Source organism: Roseobacter sp. HKCCD7870 (assembly GCF_037830315.1).
Lineage (GTDB): Bacteria > Pseudomonadota > Alphaproteobacteria > Rhodobacterales > Rhodobacteraceae > M30B80.
In genome coordinates this window covers 487,460-502,996 of record NZ_JBBLYO010000001.1, presented here as the reverse complement: position 1 = coordinate 502,996, position 15,537 = coordinate 487,460, and the positions used below count along the sequence as shown (strand labels likewise).

At 54.3% G+C, this 15,537-nt stretch carries 14 protein-coding genes and 1 tRNA gene; 12 read left to right on the top strand and 3 right to left on the bottom strand.

The genetic code is table 11. From position 1 onward, the window contains the following. Positions 1-43: 43 nt before the first annotated feature. From AAC637_RS02605 to AAC637_RS02585, 5 genes are all read left to right on the top strand, one after another. Positions 44-120 (top strand) — tRNA-Pro (locus tag AAC637_RS02605). Positions 121-664: 544 nt separating this feature from the next. Further along, positions 665-4,324, top strand: coding sequence for a vitamin B12-dependent ribonucleotide reductase (locus AAC637_RS02600; RefSeq protein ID WP_340302189.1), 3,660 nt, complete (start codon positions 665-667; stop codon positions 4,322-4,324). A gap of 417 nt (positions 4,325-4,741) precedes the next feature. After that, on the top strand, positions 4,742-5,755 hold the full coding sequence (locus AAC637_RS02595) for a glycine betaine ABC transporter substrate-binding protein (protein ID WP_340302188.1): 1,014 nt from the start codon (positions 4,742-4,744) through the stop codon (positions 5,753-5,755). Between the two features lie 84 nt (positions 5,756-5,839). Beyond that, on the top strand, positions 5,840-6,730 hold the full coding sequence (locus AAC637_RS02590; RefSeq protein WP_340251395.1) for an ABC transporter permease: 891 nt from the start codon (positions 5,840-5,842) through the stop codon (positions 6,728-6,730). Then, on the top strand, positions 6,727-7,749 hold the full coding sequence (locus AAC637_RS02585; RefSeq protein WP_340302187.1) for a quaternary amine ABC transporter ATP-binding protein: 1,023 nt from the start codon (positions 6,727-6,729) through the stop codon (positions 7,747-7,749). Before AAC637_RS02590 ends, AAC637_RS02585 begins: the two co-directional genes overlap by 4 nt. Before the next feature lie 12 nt (positions 7,750-7,761). Here the strand turns inward: AAC637_RS02585 and AAC637_RS02580 are convergent, their stop codons facing one another. The 3 genes from AAC637_RS02580 to miaA form a co-directional block, all read right to left on the bottom strand. Continuing rightward, positions 7,762-8,139 (bottom strand): helix-turn-helix domain-containing protein, encoded by a 378-nt coding sequence (locus AAC637_RS02580; protein WP_340302186.1) that lies wholly within the window; start codon positions 8,137-8,139, stop codon positions 7,762-7,764. 197 nt (positions 8,140-8,336) lie between these two features. Then, the gene (locus tag AAC637_RS02575; RefSeq protein ID WP_340302185.1) at positions 8,337-8,636 is read right to left on the bottom strand and encodes a hypothetical protein; all 300 of its coding nucleotides are present in this window, start codon (positions 8,634-8,636) and stop codon (positions 8,337-8,339) included. A 52-nt stretch (positions 8,637-8,688) separates the two neighbouring features. After that, positions 8,689-9,579 (bottom strand): tRNA (adenosine(37)-N6)-dimethylallyltransferase MiaA, encoded by an 891-nt coding sequence (gene miaA / locus AAC637_RS02570; protein ID WP_340302184.1) that lies wholly within the window; start codon positions 9,577-9,579, stop codon positions 8,689-8,691. A 201-nt stretch (positions 9,580-9,780) separates the two neighbouring features. Here miaA and pyrH point away from each other — a divergent pair, with 201 nt between their 5' ends. From pyrH to AAC637_RS02535, 7 genes are all read left to right on the top strand, one after another. After that, complete coding sequence (pyrH, locus tag AAC637_RS02565) at positions 9,781-10,512, top strand: UMP kinase (protein ID WP_340303128.1); 732 nt, start codon at positions 9,781-9,783, stop codon at positions 10,510-10,512. Positions 10,513-10,581: 69 nt separating this feature from the next. Further along, entirely contained in the window at positions 10,582-11,148 is a 567-nt protein-coding gene (gene frr / locus AAC637_RS02560; RefSeq protein ID WP_340242782.1) for a ribosome recycling factor, read from the top strand. A gap of 26 nt (positions 11,149-11,174) precedes the next feature. Beyond that, on the top strand, positions 11,175-11,885 hold the full coding sequence (uppS, locus tag AAC637_RS02555; RefSeq protein WP_340302183.1) for a polyprenyl diphosphate synthase: 711 nt from the start codon (positions 11,175-11,177) through the stop codon (positions 11,883-11,885). Next, the gene (locus AAC637_RS02550) at positions 11,882-12,670 is read left to right on the top strand and encodes a phosphatidate cytidylyltransferase (RefSeq protein WP_340302182.1); all 789 of its coding nucleotides are present in this window, start codon (positions 11,882-11,884) and stop codon (positions 12,668-12,670) included. The genes uppS and AAC637_RS02550 overlap by 4 nt, the downstream gene beginning before the upstream one ends. A 15-nt stretch (positions 12,671-12,685) precedes the next feature. Beyond that, the gene (gene dxr / locus AAC637_RS02545; RefSeq protein WP_340302181.1) at positions 12,686-13,864 is read left to right on the top strand and encodes a 1-deoxy-D-xylulose-5-phosphate reductoisomerase; all 1,179 of its coding nucleotides are present in this window, start codon (positions 12,686-12,688) and stop codon (positions 13,862-13,864) included. Between the two features lie 15 nt (positions 13,865-13,879). Beyond that, complete coding sequence (gene rseP / locus AAC637_RS02540; protein ID WP_340302180.1) at positions 13,880-15,211, top strand: RIP metalloprotease RseP; 1,332 nt, start codon at positions 13,880-13,882, stop codon at positions 15,209-15,211. A gap of 96 nt (positions 15,212-15,307) precedes the next feature. After that, positions 15,308-15,442, top strand: coding sequence for a hypothetical protein (locus tag AAC637_RS02535; protein WP_340302179.1), 135 nt, complete (start codon positions 15,308-15,310; stop codon positions 15,440-15,442). The last annotated feature ends 95 nt before the right edge of the window (positions 15,443-15,537 follow it).

The following is a 15,537-nucleotide window of genomic DNA, read 5'->3' as shown; positions in this document are numbered from 1 at the left end:
TGCTCTTTTCATCTGTGAAAAGAGGCGCTAAGAGGCACGCAGTCGGGGCGTGGCGCAGCCTGGTAGCGCGGCGGTTTTGGGTACCGTAGGTCGTAGGTTCGAATCCTATCGCCCCGACCACTTCCACAAAAGCAGATCGTCATTTGAGCCTGAGATGGGGCGTGATCCGCGTTTGGCGTGAATTTACCTCTAAAAGACATACTATATTTTGTGGGCAGATCTTGGGGCCAAGGTTTTTATTCGCCGACCGCGCCACGATGCGCGCGGCCTGATCCATGGCTTTCGTTTCATGGTCTAACCTGTCGTGCTGTAACAATTCTTTTACAAATTGAGCCCATTGTAGGTGAATTGATGAATCACAGCGCCTCTTGTGGTTTTGCAGTTTGGGCAGATTTCAAGACTGAAAATTTTGAAAATTCACAAAAAATCGATTGACCAAATATGTGTCCCTACGTCAGGTTGTGGGGGCTGAGAGTTTAACTACAATATCTAGTGGTCTCGGTGCGGGGCAGTTCCTCAACCTTTGTCATAGCGAACCTCTTTTGGCGGTGTGGGCAAAGTTGTTTGGGTTTGTTGGACTGGTTCCGGAAAAAAGACGGTCAGAGCGCGTAAGACGCTGGCAGGCCGCGTAGTTGGAACAGGGCTAGTAACAAAAGAGGCAGCCATGAAAATTGAACGTAGGTTCACCCGCGACGGCGCAGATGTATACGCAGATCTCGAATTTACTCTCACATCTTCTGAAATTCGCAATCCAGACGGCACCATCGTCTTTAAACTAGACGAAGTAGAGGTTCCCAAATCGTGGAGCCAAGTTGCCTCGGATGTGATTGCACAGAAATATTTCCGCAAAGCAGGCGTTCCTGCACGGCTGAAGCCCGTGAAAGAAAAGGGTGTGCCTGATTTCCTTTGGCGCCATGTGGCGGATGACGAGGCCTTGGCCGAGCTGCCCGAAGATCAGCGCATCGTGGGCGAAACATCGGCCAAGCAAGTGTTCCGCCGTTTGGCAGGCGCATGGGCCTATTGGGGATGGAAGGGCGGCTATTTCTCGGCTGAGGCCGATGCGCGCGCCTATTTCGAAGAAATGAAATTGATGCTGGCGCGCCAGATGGCCGCGCCAAACAGCCCGCAGTGGTTCAACACAGGCCTTCACTGGGCTTACGGCATTGATGGCCCAAGCCAAGGCCACCACTATGTTGATTATAAAACGGGTAAGCTGACCAAATCAGCCTCGGCCTATGAGCATCCCCAACCGCACGCTTGTTTCATCCAATCCGTTGCGGACGATCTGGTGAATGAAGGCGGGATCATGGATCTCTGGGTGCGTGAGGCGCGCCTGTTCAAATATGGCTCTGGCACAGGCACGAACTTTTCGATGCTGCGGGGCGAAGGTGAAAAACTGTCGGGCGGCGGCAAATCTAGCGGTCTGATGGGCTTTTTGAAAATTGGCGACCGTGCGGCGGGCGCCATCAAGTCGGGCGGCACCACACGCCGCGCGGCAAAGATGGTGATCGTAGATGCAGACCACCCTGATATCGAAGCCTTCATCGATTGGAAAGTGATCGAAGAGCAGAAGGTTGCTTCGCTTGTTGCAGGCTCGAAGATGCATGAGAAAATGCTCAACGGCCTCTTTGCGGCGGTCAAGACATGGGACGGGGATCTCGCGGATGCGACCGACCCTGCGAAAAACGGCGCGCTGAAGGATGCAATCCGCGCGGCGAAAAAGGTTTCGATCCCTGAAACCTATATCAAGCGCGTCTTGGATTATGCGCGTCAGGGTTACACCTCGATAGAATTCCCAACCTATGACACAGATTGGGACAGCGAGGCTTATGCCAGCGTCTCGGGTCAGAATTCCAACAACTCGATCCGCGTGACCGATGATTTCCTTCAGGCGGTCAAGGACGGTGCGGAATGGCATCTGAAATCACGCGTGAACGGCAAGCCCACCAAAACCCTGCAAGCCCGTGATTTGTGGGAAAAGGTTGGTCATGCTGCCTGGGCCTGCGCCGATCCTGGCATCCAGTTCCATGACACTGTGAACGCATGGCACACATGCCCTGCAGACGGGCCGATCCGTGGGTCGAACCCCTGTTCTGAATATATGTTCTTGGACGATACGGCCTGTAACCTTGCCTCGATGAACCTGCTGACCTTCTACAAGGATGGCAAGTTTGATGCAGATGGCTACATGCACGCGACCCGGCTTTGGACATTGACCTTGGAAATCTCGGTGATGATGGCGCAGTTCCCCTCCAAGGAAATCGCGCAGCTTTCTTATGATTTCCGCACATTGGGTCTGGGTTATGCCAATATTGGCGGCCTGTTGATGAATATGGGCTTGGGCTATGACAGTGATGAGGGTCGCGCACTATGCGGTGCATTGACTGCACTTATGACGGGCGTGTCCTATGCAACATCTGCGGAAATCGCGTCTGAACTGGGGCCATTCTCAGGGTATAAGCGCAACGCGGATAATATGCTGCGCGTCATCCGTAACCATCGCCGTGCGGCCTATGGCGAGGCGGATGGTTATGAAGACGTCAACGTCACCCCTGTGCCATTGGATCACGCCAACTGCCCTGATGCGCGTCTGGTCGATCTGGCCAAACAAGCATGGGATGAGGCGTTGGATTTGGGCCAAAAGCATGGCTATCGCAACGCTCAGGCCACTGTGATTGCGCCAACGGGCACAATCGGTCTGGTCATGGATTGCGACACAACAGGCATCGAGCCCGATTTCGCCTTGGTTAAGTTCAAGAAACTAGCCGGTGGTGGTTACTTCAAAATCATCAACCGCTCTGTGCCTGCCGCCTTGGAAAAACTGGGGTATTCTTCTTCCGAGATTGAAGAAATCATTGCCTATGCTGTCGGCCATGGCACGCTTGGCAATGCGCCTGGTATCAACCATACCGCCTTGGTGGGGCATGGGTTTGGTCAGGCGGAATTGGACAAGATCGAAGCGGCTTTGCCACAAGCCTTTGATATCCGCTTTGTGTTCAACCAGTGGACGTTGGGTGAGGAATTCTGCACCAAAACCTTGGGCATTCCACAGGCCAAGTTGAATGATCCGAGCTTCAACCTTCTGCAACATTTGGGTTTCTCGAAAAAGGACATCGAGGCCGCCAATGATCATGTCTGCGGCACGATGACCTTGGAGGGCGCACCTTTCCTTAATGAAGAGCATTACAACGTGTTCGATTGCGCCAACCCATGCGGCAAGAAGGGCAAGCGTTACCTCTCGGTCAACAGCCATATCTATATGATGGCTGCAGCGCAGAGCTTTATCTCGGGGGCGATTTCCAAGACGATCAACATGCCAAATTCGGCGACAATCGAAGATTGCCAAGAGGCCTATGAATTGAGCTGGTCTTTGGGGATCAAGGCAAACGCGCTGTATCGTGATGGCTCGAAATTGAGTCAGCCTTTGGCTGCGGCCTTGGTCGAAGATGATGACGAGGCGGCAGAGATCCTTGAAAGCGGCAGCCCGCAGGAAAAAGCGGCTGTTTTGGCGGAAAAGGTGATCGAAAAGATTGTGATCAAGGAAGTGGCCCGCGCCAAGCGCGAGAAACTGCCTGAGCGCCGCAAAGGCTACACCCAGAAGGCGATTGTGGGCGGTCACAAGGTCTATCTGCGCACAGGCGAATATGCCGATGGCGCGCTTGGTGAGATTTTCATCGATATGCACAAAGAGGGCGCTGGCTTCCGTGCTATGATGAACAACTTCGCCATCGCAGTATCGGTTGGCCTGCAATATGGTGTGCCGCTTGAGGAATTCGTAGATGCTTTCACCTTCACCAAGTTCGAGCCTTCGGGCATGGTGCAGGGCAATGACTCGATCAAGAATGCAACTTCGATCCTTGACTATATCTTCCGCGAATTGGCGGTGTCCTATCTCGACCGCACCGATCTGGCCCATGTAAAGCCAGAAGGCGCAAGCTTTGACGATATGGGCCGCGGTGTCGAAGAGGGTGTCTCGAACGTCAAGGAACTGTCCGACAGCGCGGCGTCAAAATCCTTGGACGTGCTCAAACAGATCAGCTCAACAGGCTATTTGCGCAAGCGTGTCCCACAGGATTTGGTCGTGTTGCAGGGGGGTGTCTCTAGCCTTGCTGCTACGGCGGTCGGCCAATCTGGCGCGGTCGTGGCCGAGGCGGTGCAAGCCGCCGCTGTCACCACAGCCGCGGTTGAGATTGATGCGCGCACAAAGGCCAAGATGCAAGGCTATGAGGGCGAGGCCTGCGGGGAATGTGGCAACTACACCCTCGTGCGCAACGGCACATGCATGAAGTGCAACACCTGCGGCGGCACATCGGGCTGCAGTTAAGCACAGATTTTCCATCCCGCCGCGCTGATGGTCGTTTGCCCACGATCACGCGCAGCGGGAGGGGAACACGGGGCGGGTGCGCTCGCCCCTGACGCGGATCAAGCCGCAGGCAGAAACAACGGGCGGTAAATAGAGTGAGCTTGATCAGCGAAACTGGGGGTGCCATCGGCGCCCCCATTTTTTGTGGCGTTTGGTTTGTAACTGAATTGTAAATTGGTGTCGCAAAGCAAACAAATGTCGCTTTTGCGATATTCATCCGTGGGTTGTGAAATATTTTTAATCACATTATTTCAGTGTCTTAGATCGATTTTAGAAATAAGAGCTTGAGAATTTTAAGTCGATATAGAACGATAGCGACATAATTAGTCTGGGTCGCTATGCGCGGCCCAAAATAAAACGATCGACAGGAGAGATCATATGAAATTCGTAAAACCGCTCGCCGCTGGCATTGTTGGCGTTGCCGCGCTTGGGTTTGGTGGGGCTGCATCTGCGCAAGATTGTGGTTCATTGACCATTGCTGAAATGGATTGGGCCTCAGCCGAATTAATGGCAAATGTTGACAAGATTATCCTGGAAGAAGGGTATGGGTGTGAGGTCGAGCTAATCCCAGGAGCGACCATGACAACTTTTGCCTCTATGAACGAGAAAGCTGAGCCAGATGTTGCGCCGGAGCTTTGGATCAATGCGGTTCGAGATCCTTTGGCCGCAGCTGTCGCTGAAGGTAGTTTGCATTCGGTTGTTGAGGGTCCAATCACCCAACTAGGTGAAGGCTGGTGGGTGGATCCACAGTTCGTAGCTGATTATCCCGAACTCGACACTGTAGAAAAAGTGCTACAACACCCTGAGCTGTTTCCGTGGGCGGAGGATGAAAGTCTTGGCGCCTTTATGGGTTGCCCCGCGGGTTGGGGATGTCAGTTGTCGAATGCGAATTTATTCCGGGCATTCGGAATGGAAGACCTCGGCTGGCACCTCGTTGACCCAGGATCCGCTGCGGGTCTCGACGGATCTATTGCGCGCGCGGTTGATCGGGGAGAATACTGGTTCGGTTATTATTGGGCGCCGACAGCCGTAATTGGAAAGTATAACTTAACTTTGCTAGAATGGGAAACGCCCTGGGGTGGTTCAGAAAACTGGGATGGTTGTATTGTTAAGCCAGAGCAGGAATGTGCTGATCCTCAACCTTCCCGCTATACAGAGTCGGAGGTTCACACAGTGATAACGGATCGTTTGCAGCAAGAGGGTGGCATTGCTGTGGATTATCTCGCAAATCGGGTTTTTCCAGGTTCTGTGATGAACGCTATGCTGGTTTATATGACTGATAATCAGGCTACTGGCGAAGACGCGGCGTACGAATTTCTGCTGACCCATGAGGATATATGGTCACAATGGGTGAGTGAAGACGCGGCGAGCATGATCCGCGATGCACTCTGACAATAATTATAACACACGTTAACTAAAGCGGAGAGGCGGCTGCCTCTCCGCTTTTTCAAATACATATAACTTAGGGTGCAACGCATGTGGGATTTTTTCCTTGAGTTTCCTTCTATTGGCAGGCGCGACTTAAGTGCTTTAAGGCAAGGCATAGATGAGGGCTTTAGGTCTTTTTCTCGAAGCTACGGCGAAGCTTTAGAAATTTTTTTTAGCCCTCTCCTGCATTTTCTTGTGTGGTTCGAAAAGCTTCTTTTGGCAACTCCCTGGCCGTTAATATTAATCGTCTTATGCGGTTTAGCTTGGGTGGGTTCCCGCTCAATGAAAATTACAGTTGGAACGTTTCTTGCTTTCATATTAATTGGCTACTTCGATATGTGGGAAGAAACCATGGCCACGCTTGCGATTATTTCGGTGGCCACTGTTGTATGCATAGTAATTGGCATTCCACTAGGAATTTTAATGTCGAAATCCGATCGGATTCAAAGTGTGATAACACCTATTTTGGATATAATGCAGACAATCCCGTCGTTTGTTTATCTGATCCCGGTTGTGATGCTGCTTGGCATTGGCAAGGTTCCCGGTCTGATTGCGGTTTGCATTTATGCAATTCCCCCCATCGTGCGCCTAACAAATCTAGGCATCAGATTGGTGGATCGCGAGGTTCTAGAAGCGGCCGAGGCCTTTGGCGCAAGCCCGCGGCAGAAGCTATTCGACGTGCAAATTCCCTTGGCTCTGCCCAATATCTTCGCGGGCGTGAACCAGACGATCATGATGGCCCTGGCCATGGTTGTTATTGCGTCAATGATCGGGGTGCGAGGTCTTGGCGTGCCCGTGTTGCGCGCGATTTCGAACCAATATTTGGCCCTTGGTTTGATGAATGGTTTGGCGATTGTCGCGCTTGCCATCATCTTCGACCGCGTCAGCCAATCCTATGGCAAACGCCTACAGGCGCATCGTGAGGGAGGCGAGAAATGAGCGATCCCAAAATTCAGATCAAAAACCTTTATAAGATTTTTGGAAAATCGCCCCAAAAAGCGTTGAAATCCGTCCAATCTGGCATGGGCAAGGATGCTTTGCGCGAAGAAACGGGGCATGTTCTAGGCGTGGATAACGTCTCGCTTGATATTGCGCCCCAAAATATTCAGGTGGTGATGGGTCTTTCTGGGTCGGGTAAATCCACCCTAATCCGCCATATCAACCGCCTAATTGAGCCGACCGCAGGTGAAATTTTGGTGGATGGCGAAAATGTTCTGACCATGGACAAGGATGCTTTGCGGGATCTGCGGCGTTTCAAGATGTCGATGGTGTTTCAACATTTTGGTCTTTTCCCGCATCGCCGTGTGATTGAAAACGTCACCTATGGCTTGATCGTGCAGGGCGTGGATGAGAGCGAGGCCGAAAAGCGGGCCAAGCAATGGATTTCCCGCGTGGGGCTTGAGGGGTATGAAAACAATTATCCAGGTCAATTGTCGGGCGGCATGCGGCAGCGCGTGGGTCTGGCGCGCGGTTTGGCAACGGATGCTGATATCTTGCTGATGGACGAGGCGTTTTCTGCGCTCGACCCGTTGATCCGCTATGATATGCAATCCATTTTGATTGATCTGCAAAAGGAATTGCACAAGACGATTGTGTTCATCACCCATGATTTGGACGAGGCGCTGCGCCTTGGCGACAATATCGCGATTTTGCGCGATGGTCATTTGGTGCAGCAAGGCACCGCGCAGGATATCGTGTTGCGTCCTGCCGATGATTACATTGAGGATTTCATCAAGGACATCAACCGCGCCCGCGTGATCAAATTGGGTTCCATCATGCAACCTCTGGGTCGCGGGACATTGCCTGACTCCGCACCGCGTTTGGATGCTGACACCATTTTGCAAGATGCGCTGATGGTGGTCGCGCAATCAAAGGGCAACACTGTAATTGTCGAAGAACGCGGTCAGCCCAAGGGAAAAATCACCACCCGCGCTGTCATTGAGGCGCTGCATGGCTAAGTGAAACTGGGGCTATCGGTGGCGCGTGCTGTGCCATTGCCCCTGTTTTTGATCGCGATATCCGGTGGGGGTTGTGCCTGTTTCTTGGCCAAAGGCGCGGGTGAAATAGGCGGGTGACGAATAGCCTAAATCGCGTGCGATTTTCGCGGCGCTGTCATGGGTATCGACCAAACGGCGGCGGGCCTCGGCCATCAGCAGCTCATTGATGAGGGCAAGGGCCGTGCGCCCTGTAATTTCGCGGCAGATGCGGGTGAGATGGGTGGGCGTCACATCAAGGCGCGCGGCATAGTCGGACACGCCCAATTGGGCGTTGAATCCTTGCGCCAAGAGCGCCGCAAAGCGCGAGAGGAGCTGCGCCGATTTGCTCGGCTTTTTGATTTGGGAGCGCAATCTGTGGGTGGCATCGCGGTCACGTTGGCTGGAAATGAGTCTTTCACGCTAAAGCATCGCTGAGAGCAGCAGACCATATCCCCGTTCATACGTCTCGCTGAAGGGGTGTCTTGATCTTCTAGCCGCGCCATCCGCTCAATCAGGCCTGTCATCTCCACCTGCGCTTCGGCGGAACCGTGCGTGAGGCAAAGGGATGTTTACGGCAATTCCAAATCGGCAAGATTGGGGAAATAGGCCACATGGCCTTGTAATTGCGTGGGCAATTCAATGGATAACAGCATTGAGGCTGGAATAAATAACATCTTGGAGCCTGTGGCCACGATTGGGTGCAAATCCGCCGTGATGCGGGTTGTGCCGCGCGTCAGCCAAAATAAACGCGATTTGGGGCAGTGATGCACCAATTCATGCCGCCAAGCGCCATGAAGTCGAATTTGACCAATCGTTCGTGCGGCATAGGCAGGTGCGTTGGTAGGGCTCACCTCTTGCTGATCCGACATTATCCCCTATCCGATTCGCGCCTATATCCCCAAATTTATAGGCACCTAAAATTTAGACAGGAATATATAGATCTGTCCATCCTGTGGACTGTGCGCGCAGCCACGTCCGTTGCCTTTTTGCGTATTGGCGCGAGGCGATAATGGCGGCCTCTATGGCTGTCTCAAGCGAAATTTTACCACGAAGGTGGGCGATCAATTCAGGTGCGCCGATGGCTTTGGCCGCGCCTTGCACCTGATCCCAATGGGACAAGGCGGCCCGCGCCTCATCCAATGCGCCCTCTTTTATCATTGTATGGAAACGGCGGGCGATGCGGTCATTGAGCCAATCTCGATCCGCCATGAGTTTGAACGCCGCCACATGATCCAGAGGCAGGAGGGGGGCGGGCGTTTCAGCCTGCCATTGCGAGAGGGGTTTGCCTGTGGCGCGCCACACCTCCCAAGCGCGCTGAACGCGGGCGCGGTTTTGTCGGTCAATCTTTGCATAAATCACGGGGTCGGATTGCTCTAAATCGGCCAAAAGGGCGGCATGGCTTTGTTCATCTGCCACGATGCGCACGGGTTTTGGCACGGGCGGGATTTCGGCCAAACCTTCAGTCAGCGCACGAAAATAAAGCCCTGTGCCCCCCACGATAATGGGGCGCGGCCCTGTCCGCAGCAGCGGCGCCAGATCGCGCAGCCATGCCCCCACGGAATAATCGCCCAAAAACGGCACATGCCCATAGAGATGATGCGGGCATCTCTCCTCGTCCGCGGCACTGGGGCGGGCGGTCAGGAGGCGCCATCCGTCATAGACTTGCAGCGCGTCTGCATTGATGATTTGCCCGCCCCACCTGTCAGCCAAGGCAAGGGCAAGCGCAGATTTTCCGCTGGCCGTGGCCCCCGCAATCAGGATCGGACGATCAGGCGCAATGTCTTTTGCGAATTCCAAATTAAGAGCGTCCAATGCCGTGCCTTTTTTCCTGATCTTTTGCGGCGCGCCTAGCAATATCTGGTTTCGCTTGGGCGTGCTTTGGCATATTTAGTCGCTAGGGCAGGCGCGACCGTTGAAGTGATCCGCATTTTAGACGATGATGCGCTAAGCTCAATCACCCATTGGTGACTTTGGCCCGATCTGCGGCCTGTCACCCGTTTGAACGAGGATATCATGGCCGCAAGCGATGCCACCCCCAAAACAACCTATAAACGCGTCATGCTGAAAATTTCGGGCGAGGCCTTGATGGGCGATAAGGGCTTTGGCCTCAATCCACCTACAGTCGAGCGGATCGCGCGCGAGGTAAAATCGGTGCATGATCTGGGGGTGGAGATTTGCATGGTCATTGGTGGCGGCAATATCTTTCGCGGCTTGCAAGGCAGCGCGCAGGGGATGGAGCGCACCACAGCCGATTATATGGGGATGCTGGCCACGGTGATGAACGCGCTTGCGATGCAAAGCGCGCTTGAGGGGCTTGGGGTCTTTACCCGCGTGATCTCGGCCATTCCGATGGATCAGGTCTGCGAGCCTTATATCCGCCGCCGTGCGGTGCGCCATTTGGAGAAAAAGCGCGTCTGTATTTTTGCAGCAGGCACAGGAAACCCCTATTTCACAACAGATACAGCCGCCACATTGCGCGCCAATGAGATGCATTGTGATGCAATCTTCAAGGGCACCAAGGTGGACGGGGTCTATGATAAAGATCCCAAAAAACACGCCGATGCGAAACGCTTTGACGAGATCAGCTATGATGAGGTTCTCGCACAGCATCTTGGCGTCATGGATGCCTCGGCCATCGCGCTTGCGCGCGAAAACGACACCCCGATCATTGTCTTTAGCCTTGATGAGCCAGGTGGGTTTCGGGGGATTTTGTCGGGGCAGGGAACCTATACAAAAGTGCGCTAAAGCCATAGAAACAGGCAGCCCCGCAGGTTATATGGGGCCAAAGCGACCTGACAAGCGAGGAGTGAGGCAATGTCAGCAGATGAATTCGAACTTGATCTAGATGATCTGACCCGCCGGATGGAGGGCGCAATTTCCGCCCTGAAAACGGAATTCGCCTCTCTGCGCACAGGCCGCGCCTCCGCGACCATGCTCGAACCTGTAATGGTCGAGGCATATGGCCAGATGACCCCCATCAATCAGGTGGGCACCGTAAACGTGCCAGAGCCGCGCATGGTCACCATCAATGTGTGGGACAAGGCAATGGTCGGTAAGGTGGAAAAAGCCATTCGTGAATCGGGCTTGGGTATTAACCCGCAACTGAACGGCACGATCATCATGCTGCCGATCCCCGAATTGAACGAAGAACGCCGCCGCGAATTGACCAAAGTCGCTGCGCAATATGCCGAACACGCCCGTGTGGCCGTGCGCAATTTGCGCCGTGACGGGATGGATCAAATCAAAAAAGCCAAATCAACGGGCCTGAGTGAGGATGACCAGAAATTCTGGGAGGCCGAAGTGCAACAGTTGACCGATAGTTTTATCGCCAAAGTTGACGCGGCGCTTGAGGGCAAGCAAGCCGAGATTATGCAGGTCTAGGCAAAGCAAAAAAAGGGGATACGCGGATGAGCCGAAGCAATCCTGCCCATGTCGCCATTATCATGGATGGCAATGGTCGTTGGGCAAAGATGCGCGGCCGCGCGCGTCTTGTTGGCCATCATGCGGGCGCTGCGCGGGTCAAGGAAATCGCGCGGGCCTGCCCTGATTTAGGTGTAAAATACCTGACGATTTTCGCCTTTTCGACCGAAAACTGGAAACGCACCCAAACAGAAGTTGCGGGCCTCATGCGGCTGTTTCGGCGGTATCTGACCAGTGAAACCAAGGCCTTGATCAAGGCAGGGGTGCGGGTGCGTTTCATCGGGGATCGCGTGCGCCTTGAGCCGTCTTTGGTCGAAATGATGGACAATCTTGAATTGATGACCGCTGAAAATGACAAGCTGCATTTGACGGTTGCCTTGAATTATGGCGGCCGCGATGAGGTGAGCCGCGCCGCCAAGCGTTTGGCCCATGATGTGGCCGCGGGGAAAATCAAACCCGCTGATATTGATGACGAAACCTTCCCCAAATATCTCGACACCTATGTGTTGCCTGATCCTGATCTGGTGATCCGCACATCGGGCGAGGCGCGCATTTCGAATTTTCTTTTGTGGCAATCTGCCTATTCTGAATATGAATTCGTCAATACGCTTTGGCCTGATTTCACCGCCCAAGAATTTGCAGAAATTCTCGCCCGCTATGGTCTGCGCGAGCGCCGTTTTGGTGGGGTCACTGCGTGAGCGATCAACCCCAAAGCCTGTTTTCTGATTTCTGGCCGCGTATGATCACAGGGCTTTTGATGGCTGTGACGGGTCTTTATGCGGTTTGGTTGGGTGGCCCCGTTTATGTTGGCATGATTTTCCTGATCGCAGGGATTTTGATCTGGGAATTGGCCGTGATGTTGGGCGCCTCGTTGATGCGTTCGGCGGGGCTTGGGGCAGGGATGATTGCCTGTCTTTATGCCGCCCATATTCTGCCACCTGCCTATGCGCTACCTATTTTGTTTTTGCCTGCCTTTCTTGGCCTTGTTTTGCTGCAAGAGCGGCGCGAAAAATATATGCCCTTCGCGCTATTGATCAGCTTTGCCGCTTACGGCCTTTTGGCACATCGCGAGACCTTTGGCTTTGTCTGGATGACATGGCTCGTTTTGGTTGTGGTTGTGACCGATATTGCGGGCTATCTCGTTGGCCGCGTTGTGGGCGGGCCAAAGTTTTGGCCGCGTGTTAGCCCAAAGAAAACATGGTCTGGAACGATTGCAGGCTGGATTGGTGCGGGCTGTGTTGGGGTTGCGTATATGACCCAAACAGAAGCAGGCGCAGGGATTATTGCAATTTCAGTTGCCTTGGCCTTTGCCAGCCAGATGGGCGATTTGGCGGAAAGCGCCATTAAGCGTCATGTGGGGGTCAAAGACAGCTCGCGATTATTGCCCGGACATGGCGGGGTTTTCGATCGTTTTGATGGTATGATTGGCGCTGCGGCTTTGCTACTCTTGGTTGAAAGCTTAACAAGCTTCCCACCGCAATAAGGGAAAATTGTTCAGATGCGCCGTGTTAGTATTTTTGGGGCCACTGGCTCCATCGGGCAGAACACCCTCGATCTGATCGCGCGCGCGCCTGATGCCTATCGGGTCGTGGCACTTTCGGGCGGGGGCAATATTGACCAATTGGCGCGGGATGCCATCGCACATCGTGCCGAAATTGCGGTAACTGCCTATGAAGATCGACTGCCTGATCTGAAATCTGCGCTTGCAGGGACGGGGATTGAGGCCGCCGCAGGCGAAGCCGCGTTGATCGAGGCCGCATCGCGCCCTGCCGATTGGGTCATGTCGGCCATTGTAGGCGCTGCGGGCATCGCGCCTGGATTTGCAGCGCTGGAACAAGGCGCAACGCTGGCCTTGGCAAATAAGGAAAGCTTGGTTGCGGCGGGGCAGCTGCTTTTGGCAACGGCCGCATCCCATGGCGCGCGGATCTTGCCCGTAGACAGCGAACATTCCGCCGTTTTTCAAGCCCTTGTCGGTGAAGATATTGCCGAGGTTGAGCGCGTGATCATCACCGCGTCTGGCGGCGGGTTACGGCATTGGCCGATTGAGAAATTGGCCCATGCGACCCCCGAAGATGCGGGGGCGCATCCGAATTGGGATATGGGGCAACGCATTACAATTGACAGCGCATCAATGTTTAACAAGGCGCTGGAACTCATTGAAACACGAGAATATTTCGGGATTGCGCCCGCGCAGATAGAGACCATCATTCATCCGCAATCCTTAATCCATGCTTTGGTGGGGTTTCGGGATGGTGCGTTGATGGCCCATCTTGGCCCGCCAGATATGCGCCATGCGATTGGCTATGCCTTATATTGGCCAAAGCGTCAGGATCTTCCTGTCGCGCGGCTTGATCTGGCGCAGATTGCGCAACTGCAATTCGAGGCGCCAGATTTGGCGCGTTTTCCTGCCTTGCGCCTTGCCCGTGATGTGATGGAGATGCGCGGGGGGGCTGGGGCCGCGTTCAACGCCGCCAAGGAAGTGGCGCTTGACGCGTTTTTGGCGCGCGAAATTGGATTTATGGACATGGCCGCAGTGGTCGAAGAGACTCTTGCCGCGCTTTCCAAGGAATTAACCCTGTCAAATCCGCTTGAAACCCTTGCAGATGTTCTCGCGATGAACCATCTCGCAAGGATGCGGGCGCGGTCATTGATTTCTGTGCGTATCAAAAAGGCATAAAATACAGGGCAAGTGATGGATTTCCTCCCCCAATTCGGCAGTTTTGCTTTTACCATGTTGGCCTTTATTGCTGCGATTTCAATCATCGTAGCGATCCATGAATATGGTCATTATATTGTCGGGCGGTGGTCTGGCATCCATGCGGATGTGTTTTCTATCGGGTTTGGGCCTGTGCTGCTCTCGCGCAAAGATCGGCGGGGCACGCAATGGCGAATCGCGGCTTTGCCGTTTGGCGGTTATGTCAAATTTGCAGGCGATGCGAATGCCGCCTCTGTTGGGGCGGATGTGGCGGTTACGCCTGCGCGTAATACGATGCATGGCGCGCCCCTTTGGGCCCGCGCGGCCACGGTTGTGGCGGGGCCGTTGTTCAATTTTATCCTTTCCATTGCGATTTTCGCAGGCGTGGTCTTGGTCTCGGGTCAAGCAACGGATGAGCCCCGTGTTGGGGCGCCGCGCGACCTGCCGCCCGTCTATCAATCGCTTGAGGCGGGGGATCTGATCCTTGCGCTTGAGGGGCAGGAGATCGAAAGTTTTGCGGCGCTTTTGCAAATCGCCTCTGACCTGCCGCCTAGTCCGCGTGTGAGCTATGAAGTGCTGCGCGATGATCGCGCCATTTTGGTCGAGGCCTCGGCGCCTCTGCCGCCTGTCGTTGATGGCGTTCAGCCGCAATCGGCGGCCATGGAGGCGGGTTTGCGCGAGGGCGATGTGATTTTGGCCGTCAACGGCGCGAATATCTGGAGCTTTTCCCAACTCCGTGCGGCGGTTGATCAGGCCGAGGGTGCGCCGATTGATTTGACGCTTTGGCGGGCAAATGGCACCCAAGAGGGGTGGGAAATCGCTGTGACCCTGTCGCCGCGGCGCACCGATTTGCCTGTCGCATCGGGTGGGTTTGAAACGCGTTACCTGATCGGCGTCACGGGGGGCATGCTCTTTGTGCCGCAAACCGAGGCCGTGGGGCTCTTGGCCGCGCTCTCCTATGGGGTGTCGCAAACGGGGTTCATCATCACCTCATCGCTATCGGGGCTTTGGCATATGATCACGGGGGCGATTTCGACCTGTAATCTGCAAGGCCCAGTGGGAATTGCGGAAACCTCAGGTGCTGCCGCCGCGCAAGGGATTGCAAGCTTTATCTGGCTGATTGCGGTTCTCTCCACCGCGGTTGGTTTGATGAACCTTTTCCCGATCCCAATTCTGGATGGTGGGCATCTGATGCTTTACGCCTTTGAGGCCGTTGCAGGACGCAAACCGCCTGAAATGTTCATGCGTGTTTTTATGACGGTTGGGTTGACCCTGATCATGGGGTTGATGGTGTTCGCGGTATTCAATGATGTTCTGCTCTGCCCCTAAGGCGGGCCGCTGAATTCCCCTGAATTCGCCCCAATTCTGCCCAAGTGTTTTGGTATCCGCTGATATATGTTTCACATATTCGGGGATCAAAGGCCGATGAAATTTTTACAGCGCCAATTGCCGCGTCTCAGCTATCTGTCGGCGATTCTTGGGGGTCGTATCCTTGGCCCCAGTATCGTGGTTTTGGCTTTGGGTTTTGCGGTGATGATTGCACCGATTGTGCAAAGCTAACACCAAGAGGCTGAAAAGGGCGTAAGTTTCGCCCGTTTTTGCGCGCATTTTTTTGACATTGCCCCCTGCAATCGCTAGGGATGCTTTAGGATTTG